Source organism: Candidatus Brevundimonas phytovorans, from assembly GCA_029203145.1.
Classification (GTDB): domain Bacteria; phylum Pseudomonadota; class Alphaproteobacteria; order Caulobacterales; family Caulobacteraceae; genus Brevundimonas; species Brevundimonas phytovorans.
This window is the reverse complement of sequence record CP119309.1, coordinates 925,623-949,466: the sequence shown is the minus strand read 5'-3', so window position 1 is coordinate 949,466 and position 23,844 is coordinate 925,623. Positions and strand designations below refer to the sequence as shown.

Genomic DNA, 23,844 nt, shown 5'->3' with positions numbered 1-23,844 from the left:
GGCGCCACGCCGCCTTATTTCAAGATGCGCGGCTCAGATCAGGCTGGCGACGACGGACAGGATCGTCGCCGTCACCACCGCATTCAGCGCCATGCCCAGACTGGCGAAGGCGCCCGCCGTCTGATCCACCTGAAAGGCCCGCGCCGCGCCGAAGCCGTGCGCCGAAACCCCGACTGCAAACCCCCTTGCCCGATAGTCCCTGATCTTCAGCAGGTTCAGCAGCGGCGTCGCCGTCATCGCCCCGATCACCCCCGACATCAGCACGATGACCGCTGCCAGCGCCGGTATCCCGCCCAGTTGCGAGGCCACCGCCATGCCGACCGGCGTGGTCGTGGCGCGCGGGGCGATGGAAGCCATGATCTCAACCGGCGCGCCGAACAGCCAGACGATGCCCACGGCGCTGACGATGGCCGTCACCGCCCCGGCCAGCAGGGCGCAGGCCAGGGGCTTGGCCAGCCGCCGGATCGTCGCCCGCTGCGCCCAGATCGGCACGGCCAGCCCCACCACCGCCGGTCCCAGCAGGAAGCCCAGCACCTGGGTCGCCTCGGCATAGGACGCATAGGGCGTCCTGGTCGCCAGCAGGACCCCGATCAGCACCGGCGTCGCCAGCAGCACCGGATGGCACAGCGGATGGCGCCCGCTGCGCCGCGACAGCACATCCGCCGCCTCGAACACCACCAGCGTCACCGCCAGCCAAAACAGGGGCATCGCGATCAGATCGCTCACGACGCGCTCTCCCCCGTCTCTGGCCCGCCTTCAGGCTCCGGCTCGCGCCTCGCCACGACGCGGAACACCAGGGCCGTGACCGCCAGCGTCAGCAGGGTCGACACCACCACCGCCACGACGATGCCGAGGCCATAGCGCGACAGGATCGCCCCCTCCTCCATCACGCCCACAGCCGCCGGCACGAACATGATCGACAGGTGCGCCGTCAGCCAGCCCGTCACCTGGGTCAGCGTCAGCCGCTCCCTCGGCACGAAGGCCAGCCAGGCCAGCAGCAGCACCATGCCGATCACCGACCCCGGCAGGGGCAGGCCCGTCAGCCGGTGGATGATCTCGCCCGCCAACTGGCAGACGAGCAGCAGGGCGATGGCGCCGATCATCGGATCAGAGCGGCGCCGTCTGCGCCTTCAGCCAGGCCAGCGCCGCCTCGTCCTTCTGCACGCCGTCCGCCAGCAGAGGCCCGACCTTGGCCAGAACCTCGGCGTGATAGGCGTCGACATAGGCGCGCTCGTCGGCGGTCAGCCGCGCCACGTCGATCAGACGACGATCCAGCGGCGCCAGGGTCAGTTGCTCGAAACCGTGCATGGGCCGCTCGCCGCCCGCAACCTGGGTCGGCGCCGTCACGACCTGCAAGGTTTCGATGCGGATGCCCCACTCGCCTTCTCGGTAGTAGCCCGGCTCATTGGACAGGATCATGCCGGTCAGCAGCGGCTGGTCCGTGCCCCATCCGGCGATGCGCTGCGGCCCCTCGTGTACGCCCAGATAGGAGCCGACGCCGTGGCCCGTGCCGTGGTCGAAGTCGAAGCCCGCATTCCACAGCGGCTGGCGCGCCACGGCGTCCAACTGGCGCCCCGAGGTCCCGGCGGGGAAGCGGATCGTCGCCATGGCGATATGGCCCTTCAGGACCAGGGTGAACATGCGGCGCTGATCCGCCGTGCCCTCGCCGATGGCCATGGTGCGGGTCACGTCCGTGGTCCCGTCCAGATACTGACCGCCGCCATCCACCAGCAGCAGCGAACCCTTCTCCATCGGACGGATCTTGGCCCCGACCGGCTTGTAGTGCGGCAGGGCGCCGTTCGGGCCGACGCCGGCGATGGTGTCGAAGGACAGGTCCTTCAGCATGCCCGTCGCCTCGCGGAAGCCCTCCAGCGCCTCGACCACCGCCCGCTCGTCAGGCAGGTCCTTCTGGGCGACCGTATCGACCCAGTGCAGGAAGCGGGTCAGGGCCGCGCCGTCGCGGATATGCGCCTGACGACTGCCCTCGATCTCGACGGCGTTCTTCTGCGCGCGCGGCAGGGCGCAGGGGTCCATGCCGCGCACGATGGTGGCGCCGGCCGTTTCCAGCCGGTCGAAATACCAGGCCGAGGACACCGCCGGATCGATCAGCACCTTCTGCCCCGACAGGGCGTCCAGCGCGTCGGGCAGCGCTTCGGGCGCCTCCAGCGTCACAGCGTCGCCCAGCCAGCCCGGCAGTTCGTTCGTCACCTTGGCGGGGTCGAGAAAGACCTTGGCCGTGCCGTCGGCCTTCACCACCGCCTGCCCCAGCGGCAGAGGCGTGCGGATCACGTCGCCGCCGCGAATGTTGAACAGCCAGGCCAGCGACGACGGCGAGGTCAGCACCGCCACCTCGGCGCCCTTGTCGGCGATGGCCTGACCGATGCGGGCGCGCTTGGACGTCGCATTCTCGCCGGTATAGCGATCTTCGTGCGGGACCACCGGCGCCTGCGGCTGAGGCGGGCGAGCATCGCCCCAGGCCAGGTCGATGGGATTGGGCTCGACGGCTTTCAGCGTCGCCCCGGCCTTCTCGACCGCCGCGCGCAACGTCGCCAGCGCATCCGGGCTGTGCAGGCGCGGGTCGTAGCCGATGACCGAACCGGCGCTCAGGGTCTCCAGCCAGGCGGCCAGCCTGTTCAGCTCGACCCGCTCGAACAGGGCCGGGTCCGTCTGGGCCTTGGCCTGAACCGTATAGCGGCCGTCGACGAAGACGGCGGCCTTGTCTTTCAGCACCACGCCCGCTCCAGCAGAGCCGGTGAAGCCGCTGACCCAGGCCAGTCGCTCGCTGGCCTCGGGCAGGTATTCGTTCTGATGCTCGTCCTCGTGCGGGACCAGCAGGCCGTCCAGCCCCTGCTTCGCCATCTCGGCGCGCAACAAAGGCAGGTGCTTGGCCCCGAAAGAGGGATCGGTGGTTTCGTCGAATGTCTGGCGCATGGGGCTCTCTTATCCCTTCTCCCCTTGTGGGAGAAGGTGGGCGCCGGAGGCGCTCGGATGAGGGGGCGGTTTCAGCGGGCAGAGGGGACAGACCGTGCGTGAAGCCGACCTCCCCCTCATCCGTCATGCTCCGCACGACACCTTCTCCCTCAAGGGGAGAAGGATATTAGAGGCGCTAACGCCTTCGGCTGCTTGAGCGACTATTTCTTGCGCAACTGCAGCGCCGTCCATGCATCATGGTGGATCGTCTGCTCGACCACGAAGCCCAGCGGCAGATAGGCTTCCAGAATCCGCTCTTCCTGCGTCCGCAGCAGGCCCGAAAGGATGGCCACACCGCCCGACTTCAGCGCCTGGCCGATCTCGGGCGCCAGAAACACCAGGGGCGCGGCCAGAATGTTGGCGAAGACCAGGTCATAGGGCGCGTGCTGGGCGATGCGCGGATCGCTCAGGCCGTCGGCGAAATAGAACTCGCACTTGGCGTCGTTGATCTGGGCGTTCTCGTTGGCGATGCGGGCCGAGGGCTCGTCGATGTCGGTGCCGACGGCGATGGGCGAGCCGGTCTTGGCGGCGGCAATGGCCAGCACGCCCGTGCCGCAGCCGACGTCCAGAACCTTGTCGAACTTTTCGGTCTTCAGCAGGTTGTCGAAGGCCTCCAGGCAACCGACCGTCGTGCCGTGGTGGCCGGTGCCAAAGGCGGCGCCCGCGTCTATCTTCAGATTGACTCGGCCCTCGGGGATCTTGCCCTGATCATGCGCGCCGTAGACGAAGAAGCGCCCGGCCTCGACCGGCGGCAGGCCCGACAACGACATGGCCAGCCAGTCGGCGTCGGCCAGCTTCTCGACAACGACCTCCAGACCCGGCGTCGCGCGCAAGGTTTCAGCGACGCCCTCGGCTTCCTCGTCCGTGGTCGGGAAGGCGTCGATGCGCCAGACGCCCTTGTCCTCGTCTTCTTCCAGGATCGAGTAGGTCGCGTTTTCCAGCATGGGGTTGGCGTCGATCGCGGCGGCGGCGGCCTCGGCGGCCTCGCGTTCGCCGCGTGCGATTACCTGAAGTGCGGACTCGGACATTTCTCAAACACCGTTATGATAACGAATCACGAGTGCGGGCGTGCGGATCGCCCGTGTCCATTGAGGGGTCCGGGTATCCATGGCTAAAGCACCGTCTGAATCGAAAACTGCTGCGCCGAAAGCGGCGCCTGCCGCTTCCAAGCCGAAACCGGCGGCAAAGTCGAGCGCTACGGCGCCCAAGGCCGCTGCAAAACCGAAGGCTGCGCCGAAAGCCGCTGCGCCCAAGGCCGCCGCCGCCAAGCCTGCTGTAAAGGCTGCTGTAAAGGCTGCTGCACCCAAGACGGCTGCGAAGCCCGCGGCCAAGGCTGCGCCGAAGACCGCGGCAAAGCCGGCCGCCAAGGCCGCCGCCGTCAAGAGCACCGCGGCATCTCCGAAGGCCGCCAAGCCTGAGACGGCGCCGGCCAAGACCGCGACCAAGTCTGCCGCCGCCAAGCCCGCCGCCCCCAAGAAGGTCGCAGCGCCCAAGGCAGCCGCCCCCAAGACCGCCGCTCCCAAGGCTGCGGCGCCGAAACCCGCCGCCGCGCCCGTCGAGGCTCCGAAGCCCGTCGCCGCAGCCCCTGCCCCGACCCCCGCGCCCGAAGCGCCCAAGCCCGCAGCGGCGCCGCAACCGACGCCCGTCGCCGCTGCGCCCCAGCCTGAAAAGAAGAAGGGCTTCTTCGCCCGCCTGTTCGGCCTCTAGGACCGCGCTCAGGCCCTGAAAACGACAAAAGGCCGGAGGGTTCGCCCCTCCGGCCCTTTTCGTTGCCTGCTTTCCAGAGAAGCCTCTGGAGGCGCGGCCTCAGTCCTGCGGCAGGTCTTCGGCCAGGATCGCCATCTCGAACATGAACGAGCCGGCCTCGTCCTCGTCCTCGAACACCACGCCGATGAACTCGTCATCGACATAGACCTCGGCGGAATCGGCCACCTTGCGGGCCTTCACCTTGATGCCGCCGTGGTTGAAGGTGCGCTTCAGGTGCGTCTCGACGCGCTTCAGATCAGATTCTTTCACGGGGGTAGCCTCGCTGGTGTCTCGTTGACGGCGGAACCTAGAGAAGCCGCTTCCTCATGGGAAGCCCGCGTATCGGGCGTCCACAGGCGGCAGGGTCAGATCACGTAATCATAGGCGATGTCGGCCAGGGTATGGTCCATCGTCCGCGCGGGCGCCGCGTCGGTCGGACAGGCCACAACCTTCGCCGGCACCCCGGCCACGGTGCAGCCCGCAGGCACCGGCTTCAGCACCACCGACCCGGACGCCACCTTGGCGTAGTCCCCAACCACGATATTACCCAGCACCTTGGCCCCCGCCCCCAGCAGGACGCCGCGCCCGATCTTCGGATGGCGGTCGCCGCGCTCGGCTCCGGTCCCGCCCAGGGTCACGGCATGCAGCATCGACACCTCGTCGCCGACCACCGCCGTCTCGCCGATGACGATGCCGGTGCCGTGGTCGATGAAGACGCCCGAACCGATCCGCGCCGCCGGATGGATGTCCACCTGGAACAGCTCCGAAATCCGGCTCTGAAAGTGAAACGCCAGGGTGTCGCGATCCTGGCCCCAAAGCCAGTGGGCCACGCGCCACGCCTGCAAGGCCTGGAAGCCCTTGAAATACATGAAGGGCTGCAACAGCGAGCGGATCGCCGGATCGCGGTCCTGCACCGCCTTCAGATCAGCCTCCGCCGCCGCCAGGATGCCGGGGTCCGCCGCAAAGGCTGACAGCGCCACCTCGCGCAGCGACATGGCCCCCAGTTCCGCGTCGCCCAGCTTGCGCGCGATCTGGAAGCTGAGCGCGCCCGCCAGATCGTCGTGCGCCAGCACCACCGCATTCATCTGCGAGGCCAACCGAGGCTCCTCGCGCGCGGCGTCTTCGGCTGCGGCGCGCAACTGCGCCCACAGGTCCGGCTCTTGCGGCACGATTTCCAGCTTGGCCATCGGGCCTCCCGTTTCCTTCATGCGATCCTACGCCCCCAGCATGGCCTGCGCCAGCGCGGCGGGCAGTTCGCCTTCGCGCGCCATATGGTAGGCCTTGTAGGCCGTCGCCACCGTCAGGCTGTCGCGCACCGCCCCGCGCTCGATCTCGGCCAGCAGGTCGCGGAACGGCACGCGCGCCACGACGATCACCTCGGTCGGATCGGGATCGACCGGAACCGCGCTCAGCCCCCAGGCCACCCAGGTCATGGCGCGCTCGTCGGTGATCGAGTTCGACAGGTCCATGTCCAGCGCCGCGCGCCAGTGTTCCGCCGCCAACCCCGCCTCCTCGGCCAGTTCGCGGCGCACGGCGTCGAACGGGTCCTCGTCCATCGGCGCCCCGCCCTCGGGCATTTCCCAGGAGTAGCGCATCAGGGTGAAGCGATGTTGGCCCACCAGCGTCACCATCCCGTCCTCATGCAGCGGCAGCACCCCCGTCCCCACGTTCTTGGGCCGCATCGCCACATAGTCGGCAGCCATGCCCGTCGGGGCGATCGCCGGATGCCGCGTCACCGTCATCCACGGCGTGTCGATCAGGACGCTGTCGCCATGGCTCTGCCATTTCGGCGGTTCCGGCAGGGCTTCGGCCCAGCGAGGCTTGATGTCGGGAATATCGTGCATCCCTCCGCTATGGCGCCGGGCGCTGCGAAATCCTAGCTAGGCGGCATGACCGATCTCAACGCCGCCCTGCCCCTGCCCGTCCGCTCCGACGCCATGCTGACCCGTCTGGCCAACCGCCGCTCGGCCTCGGCCCAGTTGCTGGCCGCCCCCGGCCCGTCCGAGGCCGAGATCGAGCAGATCCTCCACCTCGGCGCCCGCACCCCCGACCACGGCAAGCTCTTCCCCTGGCGCTTCGTGGTGCTGGGCCCGCAGAGCCGCACCGAACTGTCCGAAGCCCTCGCTGTCCTCGCCGAAAGCCAGAACCGCATCGACAAGGACCTGGCCGTCCTGGCCAAGCTGGCCAATCCGCCCCTGACCATTCTGGTGATCTCGACCCCCGTTCAGGGCCACAAGGTCCCGGTCTGGGAGCAGCAGCTGTCCGCCGGCGCCGTCTGCATGAACCTCGAACACGCCGCCGACGCCCTCGGCTATTCCGCCAGCTGGATCACCGACTGGTACGCCTACGACCCCGCCGCCGTCGCCCTGTTCGGCGTCCAGGACGGCGAGACCATCGCCGGCTTCATCCACCTCGGAACCCTGACCGAAGCCCCCCTGGAACGCCCCCGCCCCAACATGGCCCACAAGGTCGAGCGCAGGCCCTGACCTTCAATCCTCCCCTGCTTGCGGGGGAGGGGGACCATGCGCAGCATGGTGGAGGGGGCGAGAGCAAGCGGCACGATCGAACCTCTCGGCGCCGCACTAGTGGCTTGAGGTCGAGCGCGCATCCGCCCCCTCCACCACCTTCGGCGGTCCCCCTCCCCCGTTGCACGGGGGAGGATCAGAAGCGCCCTAGCGCCCCTCCTCCTCCGGCCGGTGCACCAGCGACACCAGCACCACCGAAATAATCATCAGCAGGAACCACGCCCCCAGCTTGTTCAGGCTGACCATCTCCCACCCGTCCGCCTGCCCCGGATAGACCCAGGCCCGCGCGAACGTCCCCAGGTTCTCGGCGAACCAGATGAACAGCGCCACCAGCCCATAGCCCAGCAGCAGCGGCATCGACCGCCGCCGCCGATCTGCGGTAAAGTAGAACCAGCCCCGCCCGAACAGCAGCACCGTCGCCGCAAACAGCGCGATCCGCACGTCCGGCAGCCAGTGATGGGCGAAGAAGTTGACATAGATGGCCGCCGCCAGAACCCAGGTCGTCCACAGCGGCGGATAGCCCCGCACCCGGATATGGAAGATGCGCTGCACCCGCGCGATATAGCTGCCCACCGCCGCATACATGAAGCCCGAGAACAGCGGCACCGCCCCGATCCGCAACAGCGAGTCCTCGGGGTAGATCCACGACCCGTGCCAGGTCTTGAACAGCTCCATGATCGTCCCGGCGATGTGGAACAGGAAGATGACCCGCGCCTCCTCCCAGCTCTCCAGCCTGAAGGCCAGCATCAGCCCCTGAATGACCAGCGCCCCGATCACCAGAACATCATAGCGCGCCACCGGCGCCCCGCCGCCCATCCCTGTTTCTGGCCACAACACCGGCCACAACAGATGCGTCCCCACCAGCAGCCCCAGCAAGGCCCCGCCGAACAGACAGGCCCACCCCTGCTTCAGCCCGAACCACAGAAACTCATAGGCATACCCCCGCCACCGCCCCCGATCCGCCCACGCCTCCGCGCGAGCCATCAGACGACGGCCCCAGGCTTCGAGCGGGAGACGGGGGGATGAGGTCATGGGAGGAGACTGAGGATCAATATCGACGCTGGAAAGAATTTTGGAGAGATTTGAGCGTCAAGAATGCAGCCCTGCATTTGCTCCGGAAAGCAGTCATTGTTCCGCTCGTGCCTCAAATGGAGACTCAGCGGAGACTGAACCACTACGAATTTTACCATGCAGTCATTTGAAAAATTACGCGGGCTGGATCTGCGGCCGCACCAAAGGTCTATGGACGTATGAGCCAAGCAACATCAGGTTCTCCCAAAAACGAAAAGAAGCGCCATCACTTCATTCCGATCACTTATCTTGAAGGCTTCACCGACGATCGGGGAAGGATCCAAGTTTATTTTGCCGACAAAGGGGGAGAGCCCCAACCCATCGTCCCCACAGAGATCGCATTCAGAAAATACTATTACTCCCAACCGACACCTGACGGCGGCAAAAACAACAATCTTCTGGAGGACCTATTTTGCAGCGAGGTCGAACAATTTTGGCCCGCAGCGCGCGAAGCGGCTCGTACTAATTCCATCACCCCTGAATCATGGTCACATCTCCACGTCATGGTCGCGTCCCTACGCGCTCGCGTACCGGCTACACGCGAGCTTATTGAGAGCGCGTTGGCAGCTCAAGTTAGGGGTATAGCGGCGAAGATGGATCGTGAAGGTCGCCTTCCACCCATGCCAGATGGGCTGGATGACATTTGGTCAAAGATTGATGTCAGCATAGACCCCCATCAGTCCATCCATGCAATGCCAAGCATCTTGCAGAGCACGAACGCGGTGGTCATGAATCTAGGTTTCGAGATTCTCCACAATCGAACCTCAACCCCTTTCATCACTAGCGACAATCCAGTCTGCTTCTACGATCCCAGACTGCCAGATTCGCAAAGACTGCCCTACAACCTTGATCGGAAGCCAGAGCGCGCGGAACTGCAATTCCCGATAGACTCTTGGACAATGCTCCGCGGAAAGACCACGCTGAAGGGCCATCAAGGTTCGCGCGGTCCGTTCTCTCGCACGATCACGGATGAGAGCGTTGTACGCCGGATAAACCGCTGCACAGCACGCTACGCCTACCGGATGTCATTTGCGTGCGACCGCACCTCCGAAACCTTAATTACCCGATTTGCTGACCGCTCACCCGTTCTTCGCTCAAACTGGCTCGAGATCGAAGGCGGCGATCTATTCTGGATGCAGACTCAGTTCGGACCTCGACCAACATTGCCGAAATGGAAGGGTAGCAAGCCTCTTGAGAGCGCATAAAGCGCCGGCTTCCTCTCCCTGCCCCTCACCCCCGCCCGCGATAGGTCGCCACCCCCTGATCGGGCAGCCAGACGCCTTCAATCGGTGCGCCGGTTTGCCAGAAGACGTCGATGGGGATGCCGCCGCGCGGGTACCAGTAGCCGCCGATGCGCAGCCATTTCGGTTGCAGCAGGTCGGCCAGGCGCTTGCCGATGGCCACGGTGCAGTCCTCGTGGAAGGCGCCGTGGTTGCGGAAGCTGGTCAGGTACAGCTTCAACGACTTCGACTCGACCAGCCAGTCGCCGGGCACATAGTCGATGACGATGTGGGCGAAGTCGGGCTGGCCCGTCACCGGGCACAGGCTGGTGAACTCGGGCGCGGTGAAGCGCGCCACATAAAGCGTGTCGGCGTGCGGATTGGGCACGCGTTCCAGCACCGCCTCTTCGGGATTGGTCGGGGCGGCGGTCTGGGCGCCGAGCTGGGACAGGCTGTCGGTATAGTGCGTCATGCCCGCCATTTAGGCGCTTGCACCGCCAAAGAAAATCCTGACCCGGCGACGGTGTTTCCACAATCGACCTGGCGCCCCTTCCAGCCATGGTAGAATGCCGGTCTCGAACGGATGGGCTGAGGGGGATTTCAGACGATTCAGACGAATTGGACTCTGTTTTTTGGCGCGGCGAACCTCACCCTTCTCCCCTCGGGGGAGAAGGTGGGCGCCGGAGGCGCTCGGATGAGGGGGCCCGTTCAGCGCGCAAAACGGATGGACGTAAATGCGCCAGGCGCACCCCTCATCCGTCTCGCTCCGCGAGCCACCTTCTCCCCCAGGGGGAGAAGGAAGCCGAACGCATTGCCTTCCCCCGCGACACCCGGTTAGCGTCCCTTAAAACAACCCGCAGAAACCATCCCAGGAAACGACCCGTGGCCATTCCCGCTTCCCTGCAGTCCGGTCTCAAGCTGCCGGTCATCGCCTCGCCCATGTTCCTGGTGTCTGGCCCGGATCTGGTGGTCGAGGCCTGCAATGCGGGCGTGATCGGCACCTTCCCCTCGCTGAACCAGCGCACGACCGAGGGCTATCGGGACTGGGTGCAAGAGATCAAGTCGCGGCTGAAGCCGGACGCCGCCGCCTTTGGCGTCAACCACATCGTCCACCCGACCAATCCGCGCCTGATGGCCGACATGATGGTCTCGGTCGAAGAAAAGGTGCCGCTAATCATCACCTCCCTGGGCGCGGTGCGGGACGTGGTGGACGCGGTCCACGGCTACGGCGGCGTTGTCTTCCATGACATCGCCAATGTCCGCCACGCGAAGAAGGCCGCTCAGGCCGGCGTCGACGGCCTGATCCTGGTCGCCAACGGCGCGGGCGGTCACGCGGGCGTGGTCAATCCCTTCGCCCTGATCAACGAGGTGCGCAGCTTCTATGACGGGACCATCATCCTGGCGGGCTGCCTGTCCACGGGTCAGGACGTGGCCGCGGCCCTGATGATGGGCGCCGACTTCGCCTATATGGGCACCCGCTTCATCGCCACGGCCGAAAGCGAAGCCCAGCCCCATTACAAGGACCTGATCGTCGCCTCCGGCTCGGCCGACATCACCTATACGCCCGCCGTCTCGGGCATCCCCGCCAACTTCCTGACCCCCTCCCTGGTTGAGAACAAGATCGACCCCGCCGCCCTGCCCGAACACAAGCTGGACATGGGCGAGGAAGCCAAGGCGTGGAAGACCATCTGGTCCGCCGGCCAAGGCTCGGGTTCGATCCACGACAGCCCTACTACGGCTCAGCTTGTGGCGCGGTTGACGGATGAATTTTCGCAAGCCTGTGACAAATTCGACAAGAAGCGCCTCTAGGAGCGGCCTCGTCGCTTTCACGAGGCCCTCCATGCTCCGCACCCTGACGAACGCCGCCCTGCTCGCCGCCGCCCCGCTGGTTCTGCTGGCCTCCGGGGCTCATGCCCAGGATGCGGGCAAGTGGTCCTTCTCCGCCGGCGCCGCGACCGACAACCGCTCCAAGGACGCGTCCAAGTCCGACGGCGATCCCTTCGTCTATGGCGAGGCGGAATGGGAAAGCGCCAGCGGCCTCTTCTACGGAAAGGGCGGGCTGGAAACCATCGACAGCGGCGGCTCCAATCTCGAAAACGAGCTGGCCCTGGGCGTCCGCCCCGAGTTCGCCGGCTTCGACTTCGACCTGAGCGTCGCCCACAAATACCGCTTTGACGCCGACCCCGGCTATGATGACGACGCCTGGGAGTTCACCGCCGACATGAAGCGCTCGATCGGTCCGGCCAGCGCCCGCCTGCGGCTGCAGCACTCGCCTGACGGCACCGGCTCGACCAAGGCCTGGACCTGGACGGCGCTGCGCGGCGGCTGGGACTTCACGGACAAGCTGAACGTCTCCGCCGAGGTCGGCTATCGCGATCAGGACAACAGCGTCGACTACACCGGCTGGAACGTCGGCGGCTCCTATGCCCTGACGCCCAAGGTCGAGTTGGACCTGCGCTGGTACGACACCGACGCCGACGTTCCGGGCGAGCAATACAAGAGCGCCCTGGTGGCCGGGGTCAATTTCGCCTTCTGACTTTCTGGCGATCATCGGTGGCTAATCGGCGGAAAGTCCCTAGGTTATAGGCATGACTTTCCGTCCGACGACCTTAGAACGCGCTTATCAACTGGCTGAGAGCGGCGCCTGCCGCACCGTCAGCGATGTCAAACAGGCCCTGCAGAGCGAGGGCTACGACCGTATTCAGGACAGCCTGTACGGCGGCACCATCACCGCCGCCCTGCGCAAGCGTTGCCAGGAGCACTATGTCGGCGGTTCCAGCGAAGCGACGGCCGCCGTCGAGGAAGAAGAAGACGCCTAGGTCGAAGGGGTCTTGCCTTGGACGCCAAGGCCGTCCATATTCTGTCTGTCGATCTCTCTGCGTAACGCTGCTGCCCTTTGCTCTGCGCACCGAGGACTAAGCCGATCCATTCAGACCCGACAGGCCGAAGGGATGTTCCTTTTGGCCAACGACTAGCGGAGGTCCTGAAAATGGCTACCGGCACTGTTAAATGGTTTAACTCCACCAAGGGCTACGGCTTCATCCAACCCGATGACGGCGGCAAAGACGTGTTCGTGCACATCTCGGCTGTCGAAGCTGCCGGCCTGCGTGGCCTCGACGAGAACCAAAAGGTCTCGTACGAAATCGAGCGCGACCGTCGCTCGGGCAAGGAATCGGCTGGTCAACTGAAGACCGAAGGCTGATTTCTCGCACCGTTCATTCGGTGCGGATTTCGAACGGCGGCGATGGCTTCGGCTATCGCCGCCGTTTTCGTTTGCGGCGTCCGATTTCAACCAAATGAGGCCCTGCCCTTGCTAATGGGGGCCAAAGCGCCCACCTTCCCTGTGTCGATCTCTCTGCGAAACGCTGCTGCCCTTTGCATCGCGCACCGAGGTCCAAAGCCGATCCCATTCAGACCCGACAGGCCACCAGGATATCCTTCCTGCGGCCACTCAAACGGGGAGTCCTGAAAATGGCTACCGGCACTGTCAAATGGTACAACTCCACCAAGGGCTATGGTTTCATCCAGCCCGATGATGGCGGCAAGGACGTCTTCGTCCACGCCACGGCCGTCGAGGCCTCTTCGCTCGGTTCGCTGAACGAAAACCAGAAAGTCTCCTACGAAATCGAACGCGACAGCCGCAGCGGCAAAGAATCCGCTGGCCGTCTTCAGGCGGCTGACTAGGCCGACGCCACGCATGTCGCTCCGGCGTTGACGCCCCGAACCACGGCCGCCCAGCGCGACCAGCACGCCATCGCCTTCGAAGGCGAAGTGGTGAAGCTGCTCCCCTTGGGTCGCCGTCGGGTGCGTTTGAACAACGGGCATATGGTGACGGTGCTGGCGTCTTTCGGGCGACCGAACGACGTCAGCCTGATCGGCGACCGCGTGGTCGTCGAGATCGCCTTCAATCAGTTGAAGGGCTGGCGCCTCGTGCGCCAGCCCTGATGCGCTCTCAGGAGACGCCGATGACCACGCTTGCTGAAAAAATCCCCACCCTGAGCGAAGTCGACCTGAAGGCTCTGCGCGCCAACGCGGCGCGTCTGGTCGAGCACGGGTCGGGCGTTCAGGTGACGACGGCGGCGGACATCCTGCCGATGATCGACGCCCGTCTGGCCGAAATCGCGGCGGCGCCCAAGCCCGCCGCACCGCCCCGGAAACGCGCCGCGCCCAAGAAGAAACTGGCGCCCGTCACGGGCCATCAGACCGCCCTGCCCGACAAGACGGTCTGATTTCAGGTCAACACGAAGGGTTTCAGCTCAGGGCCTGATCCAGATCAGCGATCAGGTCTTCGACATCTTCGACACCGACCGACAGCCGGATCAGGTTGTCGGTGACGCCGCCGGCCTCGCGCACATCCTTGGGCACGCTGGCGTGGGTCATGATCGCCGGGTGGTTCACCAGGCTTTCGACCCCGCCCAATGACTCCGCTAGGGTGAAGACGCGCACCCGCTCCAGCACCCGCTTGGTCCGCTCCAGATCGCCGTCGATCAGCACCGTGACCATGCCCCCGAAGCGGCCGTTCATCTGGCGCGCCGCCAGCTCGTGCTGCGGGTGGCTGATCAGGCCCGGATAGATGACCTTGGCCACGCCGCCATTCTTTTGATCGGCCCGGTCTTCCAGCCAGCGCGCCACGGCCATGGCGTTCTCGTTGTGCGCCTTCATGCGCAGACCCAGGGTCTTAAGACCCCGGTTGGCCAGGAAGGCGTCGAACGGCCCCATGACGCCGCCGATGGAGTTCTGCAGGAACTTCAGCTGGGCCGCCATCTCGGCGTCCTTGGCCACCAGAACGCCCGCGACGATGTCGGAGTGACCGTTCAGATATTTGGTCGCCGAGTGCATGACCACATCCGCGCCCAGGGCCAGCGGCTGCTGGCTCCACGGCGTGGCGAAGGTGTTGTCGACCACCAGGATCAGCTTGTGGGCCTTGGCGATCTTCGACAGGGCCTCGATATCGGCCAGCTTCATCAGCGGATTGGTGGGGGTCTCGACCCACAGCATCCGCGTCTTGTCAGTGATGGACGCCTCGACCGCCGCCAGATCGGTCAGGTCGATGTAGCTGAAGTCCAGCCCCATGGACCGGCGCCGCACCCGCTCGAACAGCCGCCACGAGCCGCCATAGAGGTCGTCGCCGGTGACGATGTGCGAACCGGCGTCCAGCAGCTCCAGCGCCGTCGAGGTCGCCGCCATGCCCGAACCGAAGCCGAAGGCCTGAACCCCGCCCTCCAGATCGGCGATGCAGGCCTCAAAGGCCTCGCGCGTCGGGTTCTTGCCGCGCGCATACTCATACCCCTTGTTCACGCCCGGGCTTTCCTGGGCGTAGGTCGAGGTGGCGTAGATCGGCGTCATCACCGCGCCCGTGGTCGGGTCGGGCTTCTGGCCGGCATGGATGGCGCGGGTCGAGAAACCCTGGCTGTTCTTCAGGTCTGCCATGGTCTTACCGGTTCAGGCTGAGGTGGTTGATCAGGTCGGTGCGCGCGATCAGGCCGACGAAGGTCTCGCCGTCCAGAACGATGGCCACGCGGTCGCGGTCGAAGATCGGGATCAGGGCGTCCAGGCCTTCCTTGACCTGAAGCGTGTCCAGATCGCGCGTCATGGCCGAGGAGACCGGCTTGGCGAAGCGTTCCTTACGGGTGATCTCGTCGGTGTTCATGATGTGGACGATGTCGCTCTCGTCCAGAATGCCGACCAGACGACCATCCTGAATGACCGGCAGTTGCGACACGCCGTCGCCCTTCATCCGCTTGAAGGCGGTGTCCAGGGTGTCGTCGGGGCCGATCACCACCACGTCGCCATTGGCGTATTTGCGGGTGATCAGGTCCGACAGGTCGCCGTGCATCTCGCGCTGGGTCAGACCCTGCTCGGCCAGCCAGGCGTCGTTATAGACCTTGGACAGATACTTGGCGCCGGTGTCGCAGACGAAGGTCACGACCCGCTTCGGTTCCGTCTGCTCGCGGCACCAGCGCAGGGCCGTGGCGATCAGGGTGCCCGACGACGACCCGGCCAGAATGCCTTCCTTCAGCAGCAGTTCGCGCACCGTGGCGATCGCCTCGGAGTCAGGGATGGAATAGGCCATGTCGATCAGGTCGGGATCAGCTGTGTCCGGCATGAAGTTCTGACCGATACCCTCGACCGAATAGCTGCCGTCCGGTCCAGCCACGCCCTCGTTGATCAGGCCGGCCAGCGCCGAACCGACCGGGTCGGCCAGGATGATCTTGGCGTTCGAGCCCTGCGACTTGAAGTATTGCGCGTTGCCCGTGATCGTCCCGCCCGAGCCGATGCCGGCGACGAAGGCGTCGATCTGGCTCTCCATCTGCTCGTAGATTTCAGGGCCGGTCGTCTTGAAGTGGGCCTCGGAGTTGGCGTCGTTGGCGAACTGGTTGACGAAGTAGCCGCCGGGGATCTGCTGGGCCAGGCGCTCGGCCATGTCGGTGTAGTATTCCGGGTGGCCGTGCGGCACGTCCGAACGGGTCAGGCGCACGTCGGCGCCCATGGCGCGCAGGTGCTGGATCTTCTCCTTGGACATCTTGTCGGGGATGACCAGCAGGACCTTGTAGCCCTTCTGCTTGCCGACCAGGGTCAGGGCCAGGCCCGTATTGCCCGCCGTGGCTTCCACGATGGTGCCGCCCGGCTTCAGCCAGCCGGCGTTTTCAGCCGCCTCGATCATCGACAGGGCGATGCGGTCCTTGATCGAGCCGCCGGGGTTCTGGCTCTCCAGCTTCAGGAACAGGCGACAGGGGCCGGTGTCGATCCGCGTCACCTCGACCATCGGCGTCTTGCCGATCAGGTCCAGCAGCGAGCCCACGGGACGGGACAGGACGGGGGCGTCGGACATCGACATACGGAAGGCTCCGGAAAAGGCGTGTTTAGCGGCGGAAGCTGGGCGTCGAGGCCCTCGCGGTCAACTCACGCAAGTTTTCACCTATTTGGCTCGAAGCGCATTACATAGGACGCAATGACCAAGACGCCCAAACGCCCCGCCGCGGGTCTGCCCGACCGAGACACCCTGATCGCCTTCCTGCGCGAAGCCGGCGAGGCCGAAAAGGCCGACATCGCCCGCGTCTTCGGATTGAAGGGCATCGAACGCCGCCAACTGCGCGAAATGCTGAAGACGCTGGAGGCCGAGGGCGTCCTGGGCAAGCGCGGCCGCAAAGGCTTTGCCGAGGCCGGCGCCCTGCCCGCCGTGGGCGTGGCCGATGTCGTGGATCGCGACGCGGACGGCGAGCTCTACGTCGAACTGGTCAAGGGCGGCGAGGACGCGCCGCGCGCCCTGCTGCTGCCGGACCGCGAGGGCAAGACGCCCGCGCCCGGCATGGGCGATCGCCTGCTGGTCAAGTTCACCCAAGGCGCCGAGGGCTGGGAGGCCCGATTGGTCAAGCGGCTGGACGCCGGGACCAACCGCGTCCTGGGCGTGATCCGCAAATCGGCGCGCGAGACCCGTGTCGAGCCGGTCGACAAGCGCTCCAAGGACGTGCTGCTGATCCCCAGCGCCCTGGCGGGCGACCTGCGCGACGGCGACCTGGTCCTGGCCTCGATCGAAAAGAGCGATCATCGCCACGGGCCCAGGCGCGGCAAGGTCCTTGAGACCATCGGCCGCGAGGATGATCCCCGCGCCGCCTCCATCATCGCCATCCACGCCCACGGCCTGCCCACCGGCTTCTCGGAACAGGTGGAGCGTGAGGCCGAGGATCAGGCCCTGCCGACGCTCAAAGGGCGCGAGGACCTGCGCGAGGTTCCCTTCATCACCATCGACCCGGCTGACGCGCGCGACCACGACGACGCCGTCTATGCCGAGCGCGACACGGACCCGAAAAACCCCGACGGCTGGATCGTCTGGGTCGCCATCGCCGACGTGGCCGCCTATGTCCGCCCCAACTCGGCGCTGGACCGCGAGGCGCGCGACAAGGGCAACTCGACCTACTTCCCCGACCGCGTCGAACCCATGCTGCCGGAGGTCCTGTCCAACGGCCTGTGCAGCCTGAAACAGGGCGAGAACCGCGCCTGCATGGCCGTGCGCATGATCTTCGACAGGGACGGCAAGAAGACCGGGCACAAGTTCATGCGCGGCCTGATGCGGTCGCAGGCCAAGCTCAGCTACGAACAGGCGCAGGCCGCCATCGACGGCCAGCGGGACGACACGACGGGTCCGATCATGGACGCCATCCTCTATCCGTTGTGGAACGCCTATTCGACCATGCTGAAGGGCCGCGAACGCCGCAGCCCCCTGGCTATCGAAAGCCCCGAGCGCCGCATCATCATGGCCCCCGACGGCGGCATCGCGGCCATCGAACCGCGCAAGTCGCTGGAGGCCCACCGCCTGATCGAAGAGATGATGATCCAGGCCAACGTCTGCGCCGCCGAGACGCTGGAGAAGACGCGCACGCCGCTGATCTATCGCGTCCACGAAGCGCCCAGCCAGGAGAAGATCTTCAACCTGGCCGACTTCCTGCACACCATCGCCAAGCCGTGGAACAAGGGCGAGGCGCCGACCACCAAGCGGTTCAACAAGCTGCTGGACGAGATGCGCGATACGCCCCACGCCGAGGTGGTCAACGAGGTGGTCCTGCGCACCCAGATGCAGGCGGTCTATAGCCCGGACAACGTCGGCCACTTCGGTCTGCACCTGGACCGCTACGCCCACTTCACCTCGCCGATCCGGCGCTATTCCGACCTGATCGTCCACCGAGGGCTGATCCGCGGCCTGAACCTGGGCTCGGACGGCCTGACGGACCGCGAGATCGCCGAGCTGACCGCCATCGCCGAACAGGTGACGTCGACCGAGCGCCGCTCGATGGCCGCCGAACGCGACGCGATGGACCGCTACATCGCCGCCTTCCTGGAAGACCACGTCGGCGCGACCTTCAGCGGGCGCATTACCGGCGTCACCCGCTTCGGCCTGTTCGTGCGTCTGGACGAGACGGGCGCCGACGGTCTGGTGCCGGTCTCGACGCTCGGCAGCGAGTACTTCACCCACGACGACCGCGCCCACGCCCTGGTCGGCGAGCGCACCGGCAAGCGCTTCACCCTGGGCCGTCGCGTCGAGGTCAAGCTGATGGAGGCCACGCCGGTCACCGGCGGTCTGGTGCTGGAAATGGTGTCCGAGCCGGACCCCCGCGATCCCAACGCCCCGGCCCCGCGCTATGGCATCCGTGGACGCGGCGGCGATGGCCCGCCCAAGCGTGGGAAAGGCCGCCCCGGCGGTCCCAAGCCCCGCAACGGCGCCAAGCCCTCCGGCGGCCTAAAGGGGGTTCGCAAGGGCAAGCGGAAGTGACCAGACAATCCTGCGCCCTTCTCCCCTCGGGGGAGAAGGTGGGCGCCGCAGGCGCTCGGATGAGGGGGCCGTTTCGGCCTGCTGAACAGTTGAGGTCACGCGCGCAGCCGCTCTCCTCCTCATCCGTCATGCTCCGCACGACACCTTCTCCCCCAGAGGGGAGAAGGAAGGGACTTCACGCATGAAACCCCAACCCTTCGACGCGGCTCAGGACCTGGCCGACGCCCCGCGCACGGGCGGCGGTCAGAAGCCCAAGGACGCCGCCACCCTGATCCTGACGCGCGGCGGCGACCGCCCTGAGGTGCTGATGGGTCGGCGCGCGCCCGGCCACGTCTTCATGGCCTCGAAATGGGTCTTCCCCGGCGGCCGCCTCGACCGTTCCGACTTCACCGCCGCCGCGACAGGCGAGCTGTCGTCCGACGTCGCCCGTCGGCTGGAGGCCGAAATGCCCGCCCGCCGCGCCCGCGCCATGGCCCTGACCGCCGTGCGCGAGACGTTTGAGGAAACCGGCCTGATCCTGGGTCGGCCCGCGCCGCCCGCCTCGGTCGCCGGGCCGTGGCGCGAGTATCGTCAGGCAGGCGCCGTGCCCGACCTATCGGTCCTGTCCTACATCGCCCGCGCCATCACCCCGCCGGGCCGCACGCGCCGCTTCGACGCCCGCTTCTTCATGGCCCCGGTCGAGGCCCTGCGTGATCCCGACCGCATCGAAGGCTCAGGCGAACTGGACGAGATCGCCTGGCTGCCGCTGGACGAGGCCCGCGCGCTGGACCTGCCCGCCATCACCCGTTTCGTCCTGGGCGAGATGGCCGAGCGCCTGACGCACCCCGACCGCCCCTTGCCCTTCGTCCGCATGGTGCGGGGCCGTCATGTGGTCGAACACCAGGACTGACGCCCCGCAGCAGCCCCTATTGGGCGACGGGCTTGGTCAAGTCGAACTCGACGCGGAAGTGGCGGTTGGGGCGACGCAGCTCATAGGCGAACATCTGCGCCGGATGGACCTCCATCGCCCAGGTGTTGGTGGTCGAGACCGAGGCGTTGTTAGCGTTGAACAGGTCGATGGATTCCTGATCGACCGGGAATTCCTGGCGCTCGGCCGTACCCGTCCCCGCCGTGTCGCCGCCGTACCAGTGCAGGACGTCGGTCGTGCCGTCGTCGTGGCGGTGATCGTGCTTCAGCCGCAGCCCGGTGGCGGTGCGCGTCACCACCCAGGTGCGCGAGCGGTCTGCGCCGACCCAGAAGGGAATGCGAATCTCTTCGGCTGAGCAATCCCGCACATGCATCAGCAGACGCTGGCTGGCGAAATCCGAATCGGCGGCGTCAGTCGTGACCACCTTGCCCTCGAATCTCTGGCCGCACAGAGCGCTCAGGTTCTTGAAGAAGGCGTCCTGCGGCGTCTCGGCCCGCGCGGCGGCGGGCAGAGAAGACAGGGTCAGGGCGGCGGCCGCGAGGGCGATCGAGGTCATGGCTTTCATTCCGCCAGCCTAGCCGCTAGAAGCCAATCCTCAACGCGACATCGCGGGCGTTGACTTTAGTCTCCGCCTGAGTATGTTCCGCGCCTCTCGTTTCATGCGGCTTTCGCCGTCGCAAAGGTAATTCCGATGGCCAAACCGGCTTCCATCAAGATCCGCCTGAACTCCACCGCTGACACCGGATTCTTCTACGTCACCAAGAAGAACGCCCGTACGATGACCGAAAAGATGGTCGTCAAGAAGTACGACCCCGTCGTCCGCAAGCACGTCGAGTTCAAGGAAGGCAAGATCAAGTAAGGGCCTAACCGCCCGAGCCTTACGGCTCGCTTGACTGCAGAATTCAAAACGCCCGGCTTTTCGGCCGGGCGTTTTTCGTTGTTCGATCAATAGCTAAAACCGCCTAGGCCGCGCGGGCGACGACCTTGTTCCGCCCCGAAGCCTTGGCCTCATAGACGCCCTCGTCCGCCCGCTTCAGCAGGGCCTCAGGCGTATCATCGACGCCCGTGGTCGCCGCCACGCCGACCGAGACGGTGATGTTCAGATGCGCCTTGCCCTCCATCACGCGGAAGGGCGCCGCGCCAACGTCGCGCCTGATCCGTTCGGCGATGCGCTGGGCGTCTTCCAGGGTCGTGCCGGGCATGACGACCACGAATTCCTCCCCGCCGAATCGGCAGGGCAGGTCCACGGCGCGCACATTGGTGGCCAGCCGTACCGAAAATTCGCGCAGCACCTCGTCCCCGGCGTCGTGACCGAAGCCGTCGTTGACGGCCTTGAAGTGATCGATGTCCAGCACCAGCACCGCCACCGGCTCGCCACCGCGATTGGTGCGCGCCACCAGGGCCTGAAGCTGATTGGTCATGTAGCGACGGTTATGCAGCCCGGTCAGGGCGTCGGTGACAGCCATCTCCAAGCTATGATCCAGCTTTTCCCGCAGAAAGTCGCCATAGCGCTTGCGCCGTACCTGGGTCCGCACCCGCGCCGACAGCTCTTCAGGATCGACCGGGCGGGTCAGGATGTCGTTGGCGCCCAGATCCAGCGCCTTCAGCAACCGGGGCCGGTCCTGCGAATCGACCAGGGCCAGAATCGGCAGCCGCCGTGTTGGCTCCTTGGACCGCGCCTGGGCGATCAGCCTCAGCCCGTCAAAACCCTCTGAGGTCACGTTGACGATCATCAGATCGACCGGCCCGCGCGCCGCCTCCAGCGCCGCCGCCGGATCGGCCTCGATCAGGGGCCGATGCTCCACCGCCAGCTCCTGCGCCACCTTGGCGGCTTGCAGGGCGTTGTCGTCCACCACCAGAACGCGCCCGCCAGAGCCCTTCAGCCGCGCCACGCCGGCGGTGTCGACGCCGACGCGTCGCCCGCTTTCCTCGCGCTCGCGCAGTTCGTCCATGACCATCTTCAGTCGGGTCAGGCTCTTGACCCGCGCCATCAGGATGACGTCGTCCAGGGGCTTGGTCAGAAAGTCGTCAGCGCCGGCCTCTAGCCCGCGAATACGGTCATGCCGCCCGTCCAGAGCCGTCACCAGCACCACAGGAATATGCCGCGTTCGGGGCTCGTCCTTCAGGCGGCGACAGGTCTCGAACCCGTCCATGCCGGGCATCATGACGTCCAGCAGGATCAGGTCAGGCTGTTCAGAGATGGCCAGGCTGATCGCCGTCAGCCCATCGCCGCAGGTCAGCGGGTCATAATACTCGATGGTCAGCTTGGCTTCGAGCAGTCGGACGTTGGTCTCGACATCGTCCACCACCAGGATGCGCGCGCTCATGCCGCCCTACCCCAGATGCTTGCGGATCGTCTCGAGGAAGGACACCACCGAGATCGGTTTGGAGATATAGGCCTCGCAGCCCCCCTGCCGTATCCGTTCTTCATCGCCCTTCATGGCGAAGGCGGTGACGGCGATGACGGGGATATGGCTCAGCTCTTCATCGTCCTTGAGCCATTTGGTCACTTCCAGCCCGGAAATCTCCGGCAACTGGATGTCCATCAGGATCAGGTCAGGGCGATGCTGACGCGCAATGGCCAGCGCCTGCAGCCCTTCGCGGGTCTGCAGGGTCTCGTAACCCTGGGAATCGAGCAAATCATGAAAAAGCTTCATGTTCAGCTCGTTATCCTCGACGATGAGGACTTTCTTGGACATCCGCCACCCGGCTGTTTCGCCAACAATTCGCGCGGTTGCGCAGGGCTTTTCGCCTTCTTCGGATGCACTGTGAAGCGCGCAGTCTTAAGTTGAGATGAAGCTGAAGAACCGGAGTTCATTTTGAGCCTGAAGGCCGTCTGCCGCGACTGCCTGTGGACCGGCGACCGCAAGGTCGACCGGTGTCCTTCGTGCGCCTCGCGCCGGGTCATCAGCCACGACGAACTGGGTGAGCTGACCATCGCCCATCTGGACTGCGACGCCTTCTACGCCTCGGTCGAGAAGCGCGACCGGCCTGAACTGCGCGACAAGCCGGTCATCATCGGCGGCGGCAAGCGTGGCGTCGTCTCGACCGCCTGCTACGTCGCCCGCCTCCACGGCGTCGGCTCGGCCATGCCCATGTACAAGGCGCTGAAGGCCTGTCCCGACGCGGTCGTCATCAAGCCTGACTTCAAGAAATACGTGACCGAGAGCGAGCGCATCTTCGGCGCCGTGGCGCGGCTGACGCCCCTGGTCCAGACCCTGTCGCTGGACGAAGCCTGGATCGACCTGTCGGGCACCGAACGCCTCAACGGCGGGCCGCCCGCCTTCCAACTGATCCGCCTGCAAAAATGGATCGAGGACGAGATCGGCCTGAGCGTCTCCATCGGCCTGGCCCCCAACCGCTTCCTGGCCAAGATCGCGTCGGAGTTGGACAAACCGCGCGGCTTCTCGGTCATCGGCGCGGCCGAGGCCAAGGGCCTGCTGGCCGCGCGCTCGGTCAACATCCTGCCCGGCGTCGGGCCGGTGTTCGGGCGCACCCTGCGCTCGGACGGCTTCGCCACGGTCGGCGATCTGGCCGCCGCCGACGTCAAGGACCTGATCCGCCGCTACGGCGAGACGGGCCTGCGCCTTTACGACCTCAGTCACGCCCGCGACGCCCGCCCTGTGCGGCCTGACCACGACCGGCGCGGCATGAGCGCCGAGACCACCTTCAACGACGACCTGACCAAGGCCGAGGATCTGGAGGCCGAGTTGTGGTCCCTGTGTGAGAAGCTGGCCTCAAAAGCCCGTCGCGACGGCGTGGCCAGCCGGGTGGTGGTGCTGAAGCTGCGCAAGGCCGACTTCAAAATCGTCACCCGCCGCATCACCCTGGCCGAGCCGGTGCAGACGGCGCGGGTGCTGTTCTCGGCGGGGCGCGACCTGCTGAAGCCCGAACTAGGCGAGGCCTATCGCCTGATCGGCATCGGCCTGGCCGAAATCGCCGAGGCGGGCGCCGCCCCCGCCGGCCTGTTCGCGACGCCTGAGACCCGCGCCCTGAAGACCGAAACCGCCATCGACGCCCTGCGCGCCAAATTCGGGGCCGCCGCCGTGGTCGCGGGCCGGGCGCTGAAGAAGCCCGGATGACGCGGACCGCCCGGCGCGCTACACCCCGCCCGAACCCCTCAACGGAGTCTCCGAC

28 protein-coding genes are annotated in these 23,844 nt (G+C 66.2%); 14 read left to right on the top strand and 14 right to left on the bottom strand.

The window, feature by feature from the left end; genetic code table 11:
• Positions 1 to 33 precede the first annotated feature (33 nt).
• From P0Y52_04615 to P0Y52_04600, 4 genes are all read right to left on the bottom strand, one after another.
• Positions 34 to 726: an LrgB family protein gene (locus P0Y52_04615; GenBank protein ID WEK58820.1), complete on the bottom strand. Its 693-nt coding sequence runs from the start codon at positions 724 to 726 to the stop codon at positions 34 to 36.
• Positions 723 to 1,103 carry a CidA/LrgA family protein gene (locus P0Y52_04610; GenBank protein WEK58819.1) on the bottom strand — a complete coding sequence of 127 codons (381 nt, stop codon included), beginning with the start codon at positions 1,101 to 1,103 and terminating at the stop codon, positions 723 to 725. The genes P0Y52_04615 and P0Y52_04610 overlap by 4 nt, the downstream gene beginning before the upstream one ends.
• Positions 1,104 to 1,107: 4 nt before the next feature.
• Complete coding sequence (locus tag P0Y52_04605; GenBank protein ID WEK58818.1) at positions 1,108 to 2,931, bottom strand: aminopeptidase P family protein; 1,824 nt, start codon at positions 2,929 to 2,931, stop codon at positions 1,108 to 1,110.
• Positions 2,932 to 3,131: 200 nt separating this feature from the next.
• Positions 3,132 to 3,998: a 50S ribosomal protein L11 methyltransferase gene (locus P0Y52_04600; GenBank protein ID WEK58817.1), complete on the bottom strand. Its 867-nt coding sequence runs from the start codon at positions 3,996 to 3,998 to the stop codon at positions 3,132 to 3,134.
• Between the two features lie 79 nt (positions 3,999 to 4,077).
• Between P0Y52_04600 and P0Y52_04595 the strand changes: the two genes are divergently transcribed.
• Entirely contained in the window at positions 4,078 to 4,677 is a 600-nt protein-coding gene (locus P0Y52_04595) for a hypothetical protein (protein WEK58816.1), read from the top strand.
• A gap of 99 nt (positions 4,678 to 4,776) precedes the next feature.
• On the opposite strand, the gene P0Y52_04590 is transcribed toward P0Y52_04595, so the two are convergent.
• From P0Y52_04590 to P0Y52_04580, 3 genes are all read right to left on the bottom strand, one after another.
• Entirely contained in the window at positions 4,777 to 4,986 is a 210-nt protein-coding gene (locus tag P0Y52_04590) for a DUF3126 family protein (GenBank protein WEK58815.1), read from the bottom strand.
• Positions 4,987 to 5,081: 95 nt separating this feature from the next.
• Complete coding sequence (gene cysE, locus P0Y52_04585; protein WEK58814.1) at positions 5,082 to 5,903, bottom strand: serine O-acetyltransferase; 822 nt, start codon at positions 5,901 to 5,903, stop codon at positions 5,082 to 5,084.
• Between the two features lie 27 nt (positions 5,904 to 5,930).
• Positions 5,931 to 6,560, bottom strand: a complete 630-nt coding sequence (locus P0Y52_04580; protein ID WEK58813.1) for an NUDIX hydrolase — start codon at positions 6,558 to 6,560, stop codon at positions 5,931 to 5,933.
• Positions 6,561 to 6,605: 45 nt separating this feature from the next.
• Between P0Y52_04580 and P0Y52_04575 the strand changes: the two genes are divergently transcribed.
• Positions 6,606 to 7,202 carry a nitroreductase gene (locus P0Y52_04575; GenBank protein ID WEK58812.1) on the top strand — a complete coding sequence of 199 codons (597 nt, stop codon included), beginning with the start codon at positions 6,606 to 6,608 and terminating at the stop codon, positions 7,200 to 7,202.
• 186 nt (positions 7,203 to 7,388) lie between these two features.
• On the opposite strand, the gene P0Y52_04570 is transcribed toward P0Y52_04575, so the two are convergent.
• Positions 7,389 to 8,273: a DUF817 domain-containing protein gene (locus P0Y52_04570; protein ID WEK58811.1), complete on the bottom strand. Its 885-nt coding sequence runs from the start codon at positions 8,271 to 8,273 to the stop codon at positions 7,389 to 7,391.
• Positions 8,274 to 8,491: 218 nt separating this feature from the next.
• Here P0Y52_04570 and P0Y52_04565 point away from each other — a divergent pair, with 218 nt between their 5' ends.
• Entirely contained in the window at positions 8,492 to 9,517 is a 1,026-nt protein-coding gene (locus tag P0Y52_04565; protein ID WEK58810.1) for a DUF4238 domain-containing protein, read from the top strand.
• Between the two features lie 25 nt (positions 9,518 to 9,542).
• Here P0Y52_04565 and queF read toward each other — a convergent pair whose 3' ends face one another.
• The gene (gene queF / locus P0Y52_04560; GenBank protein WEK58809.1) at positions 9,543 to 10,004 is read right to left on the bottom strand and encodes a preQ(1) synthase; all 462 of its coding nucleotides are present in this window, start codon (positions 10,002 to 10,004) and stop codon (positions 9,543 to 9,545) included.
• Positions 10,005 to 10,414: 410 nt separating this feature from the next.
• On the opposite strand from queF, the gene P0Y52_04555 reads away from it, so the two are divergent.
• From P0Y52_04555 to P0Y52_04525, 7 genes are all read left to right on the top strand, one after another.
• Positions 10,415 to 11,341, top strand: coding sequence for a nitronate monooxygenase family protein (locus tag P0Y52_04555; protein WEK58808.1), 927 nt, complete (start codon positions 10,415 to 10,417; stop codon positions 11,339 to 11,341).
• Positions 11,342 to 11,372: 31 nt separating this feature from the next.
• Positions 11,373 to 12,068 carry a TorF family putative porin gene (locus P0Y52_04550; GenBank protein ID WEK58807.1) on the top strand — a complete coding sequence of 232 codons (696 nt, stop codon included), beginning with the start codon at positions 11,373 to 11,375 and terminating at the stop codon, positions 12,066 to 12,068.
• Between the two features lie 52 nt (positions 12,069 to 12,120).
• Positions 12,121 to 12,351: a hypothetical protein gene (locus tag P0Y52_04545; GenBank protein WEK58806.1), complete on the top strand. Its 231-nt coding sequence runs from the start codon at positions 12,121 to 12,123 to the stop codon at positions 12,349 to 12,351.
• A 170-nt stretch (positions 12,352 to 12,521) separates the two neighbouring features.
• The gene (locus P0Y52_04540) at positions 12,522 to 12,734 is read left to right on the top strand and encodes a cold-shock protein (protein ID WEK58805.1); all 213 of its coding nucleotides are present in this window, start codon (positions 12,522 to 12,524) and stop codon (positions 12,732 to 12,734) included.
• 269 nt (positions 12,735 to 13,003) lie between these two features.
• Positions 13,004 to 13,216, top strand: a complete 213-nt coding sequence (locus tag P0Y52_04535; protein WEK58804.1) for a cold-shock protein — start codon at positions 13,004 to 13,006, stop codon at positions 13,214 to 13,216.
• Between the two features lie 27 nt (positions 13,217 to 13,243).
• Entirely contained in the window at positions 13,244 to 13,477 is a 234-nt protein-coding gene (locus P0Y52_04530; protein WEK58803.1) for a hypothetical protein, read from the top strand.
• 20 nt (positions 13,478 to 13,497) lie between these two features.
• Positions 13,498 to 13,761: a hypothetical protein gene (locus tag P0Y52_04525; GenBank protein WEK58802.1), complete on the top strand. Its 264-nt coding sequence runs from the start codon at positions 13,498 to 13,500 to the stop codon at positions 13,759 to 13,761.
• Between the two features lie 22 nt (positions 13,762 to 13,783).
• On the opposite strand, the gene P0Y52_04520 is transcribed toward P0Y52_04525, so the two are convergent.
• Together P0Y52_04520 and P0Y52_04515 are read right to left on the bottom strand one after the other, a co-directional pair.
• On the bottom strand, positions 13,784 to 14,962 hold the full coding sequence (locus P0Y52_04520) for a PLP-dependent aspartate aminotransferase family protein (GenBank protein WEK58801.1): 1,179 nt from the start codon (positions 14,960 to 14,962) through the stop codon (positions 13,784 to 13,786).
• A 4-nt stretch (positions 14,963 to 14,966) separates the two neighbouring features.
• Positions 14,967 to 16,370, bottom strand: a complete 1,404-nt coding sequence (locus tag P0Y52_04515) for a pyridoxal-phosphate dependent enzyme (protein ID WEK58800.1) — start codon at positions 16,368 to 16,370, stop codon at positions 14,967 to 14,969.
• Between the two features lie 114 nt (positions 16,371 to 16,484).
• Here P0Y52_04515 and rnr point away from each other — a divergent pair, with 114 nt between their 5' ends.
• Entirely contained in the window at positions 16,485 to 18,800 is a 2,316-nt protein-coding gene (gene rnr, locus P0Y52_04510) for a ribonuclease R (GenBank protein ID WEK58799.1), read from the top strand.
• Positions 18,801 to 18,981: 181 nt separating this feature from the next.
• Positions 18,982 to 19,689: an NUDIX domain-containing protein gene (locus P0Y52_04505; protein ID WEK58798.1), complete on the top strand. Its 708-nt coding sequence runs from the start codon at positions 18,982 to 18,984 to the stop codon at positions 19,687 to 19,689.
• Positions 19,690 to 19,705: 16 nt separating this feature from the next.
• Here P0Y52_04505 and P0Y52_04500 read toward each other — a convergent pair whose 3' ends face one another.
• The gene (locus tag P0Y52_04500) at positions 19,706 to 20,263 is read right to left on the bottom strand and encodes a hypothetical protein (protein WEK58797.1); all 558 of its coding nucleotides are present in this window, start codon (positions 20,261 to 20,263) and stop codon (positions 19,706 to 19,708) included.
• 135 nt (positions 20,264 to 20,398) lie between these two features.
• Here P0Y52_04500 and rpmG point away from each other — a divergent pair, with 135 nt between their 5' ends.
• Entirely contained in the window at positions 20,399 to 20,566 is a 168-nt protein-coding gene (gene rpmG, locus P0Y52_04495; protein WEK58796.1) for a 50S ribosomal protein L33, read from the top strand.
• 103 nt (positions 20,567 to 20,669) lie between these two features.
• Here the strand turns inward: rpmG and P0Y52_04490 are convergent, their stop codons facing one another.
• Both P0Y52_04490 and P0Y52_04485 read right to left on the bottom strand, forming a co-directional pair.
• On the bottom strand, positions 20,670 to 22,034 hold the full coding sequence (locus tag P0Y52_04490; GenBank protein WEK58795.1) for a PleD family two-component system response regulator: 1,365 nt from the start codon (positions 22,032 to 22,034) through the stop codon (positions 20,670 to 20,672).
• Between the two features lie 6 nt (positions 22,035 to 22,040).
• On the bottom strand, positions 22,041 to 22,406 hold the full coding sequence (locus P0Y52_04485; GenBank protein ID WEK58794.1) for a response regulator: 366 nt from the start codon (positions 22,404 to 22,406) through the stop codon (positions 22,041 to 22,043).
• Positions 22,407 to 22,526: 120 nt separating this feature from the next.
• Here P0Y52_04485 and P0Y52_04480 point away from each other — a divergent pair, with 120 nt between their 5' ends.
• On the top strand, positions 22,527 to 23,789 hold the full coding sequence (locus P0Y52_04480) for a DNA polymerase IV (GenBank protein ID WEK58793.1): 1,263 nt from the start codon (positions 22,527 to 22,529) through the stop codon (positions 23,787 to 23,789).
• Positions 23,790 to 23,844 lie beyond the last annotated feature (55 nt).

Coding starts and splice junctions, on each gene's coding strand:
- P0Y52_04610 (WEK58819.1), bottom strand. CDS start 1,103: ATGATCGGCGCCATCGCCCTGCTGCTCGTCTGCCAGTTGGCGGGCGAG.
- P0Y52_04605 (WEK58818.1), bottom strand. CDS start 2,931: ATGCGCCAGACATTCGACGAAACCACCGATCCCTCTTTCGGGGCCAAG.
- P0Y52_04600 (WEK58817.1), bottom strand. CDS start 3,998: ATGTCCGAGTCCGCACTTCAGGTAATCGCACGCGGCGAACGCGAGGCC.
- P0Y52_04595 (WEK58816.1), top strand. CDS start 4,078: ATGGCTAAAGCACCGTCTGAATCGAAAACTGCTGCGCCGAAAGCGGCG.
- cysE (WEK58814.1), bottom strand. CDS start 5,903: ATGGCCAAGCTGGAAATCGTGCCGCAAGAGCCGGACCTGTGGGCGCAG.
- P0Y52_04580 (WEK58813.1), bottom strand. CDS start 6,560: ATGCACGATATTCCCGACATCAAGCCTCGCTGGGCCGAAGCCCTGCCG.
- P0Y52_04575 (WEK58812.1), top strand. CDS start 6,606: ATGACCGATCTCAACGCCGCCCTGCCCCTGCCCGTCCGCTCCGACGCC.
- P0Y52_04570 (WEK58811.1), bottom strand. CDS start 8,273: ATGACCTCATCCCCCCGTCTCCCGCTCGAAGCCTGGGGCCGTCGTCTG.
- P0Y52_04565 (WEK58810.1), top strand. CDS start 8,492: ATGAGCCAAGCAACATCAGGTTCTCCCAAAAACGAAAAGAAGCGCCAT.
- queF (WEK58809.1), bottom strand. CDS start 10,004: ATGACGCACTATACCGACAGCCTGTCCCAGCTCGGCGCCCAGACCGCC.
- P0Y52_04550 (WEK58807.1), top strand. CDS start 11,373: ATGCTCCGCACCCTGACGAACGCCGCCCTGCTCGCCGCCGCCCCGCTG.
- P0Y52_04545 (WEK58806.1), top strand. CDS start 12,121: ATGACTTTCCGTCCGACGACCTTAGAACGCGCTTATCAACTGGCTGAG.
- P0Y52_04540 (WEK58805.1), top strand. CDS start 12,522: ATGGCTACCGGCACTGTTAAATGGTTTAACTCCACCAAGGGCTACGGC.
- P0Y52_04535 (WEK58804.1), top strand. CDS start 13,004: ATGGCTACCGGCACTGTCAAATGGTACAACTCCACCAAGGGCTATGGT.
- P0Y52_04525 (WEK58802.1), top strand. CDS start 13,498: ATGACCACGCTTGCTGAAAAAATCCCCACCCTGAGCGAAGTCGACCTG.
- P0Y52_04520 (WEK58801.1), bottom strand. CDS start 14,962: ATGGCAGACCTGAAGAACAGCCAGGGTTTCTCGACCCGCGCCATCCAT.
- P0Y52_04515 (WEK58800.1), bottom strand. CDS start 16,370: ATGTCGATGTCCGACGCCCCCGTCCTGTCCCGTCCCGTGGGCTCGCTG.
- rnr (WEK58799.1), top strand. CDS start 16,485: ATGACCAAGACGCCCAAACGCCCCGCCGCGGGTCTGCCCGACCGAGAC.
- P0Y52_04505 (WEK58798.1), top strand. CDS start 18,982: ATGAAACCCCAACCCTTCGACGCGGCTCAGGACCTGGCCGACGCCCCG.
- P0Y52_04500 (WEK58797.1), bottom strand. CDS start 20,263: ATGACCTCGATCGCCCTCGCGGCCGCCGCCCTGACCCTGTCTTCTCTG.
- rpmG (WEK58796.1), top strand. CDS start 20,399: ATGGCCAAACCGGCTTCCATCAAGATCCGCCTGAACTCCACCGCTGAC.
- P0Y52_04490 (WEK58795.1), bottom strand. CDS start 22,034: ATGAGCGCGCGCATCCTGGTGGTGGACGATGTCGAGACCAACGTCCGA.
- P0Y52_04485 (WEK58794.1), bottom strand. CDS start 22,406: ATGTCCAAGAAAGTCCTCATCGTCGAGGATAACGAGCTGAACATGAAG.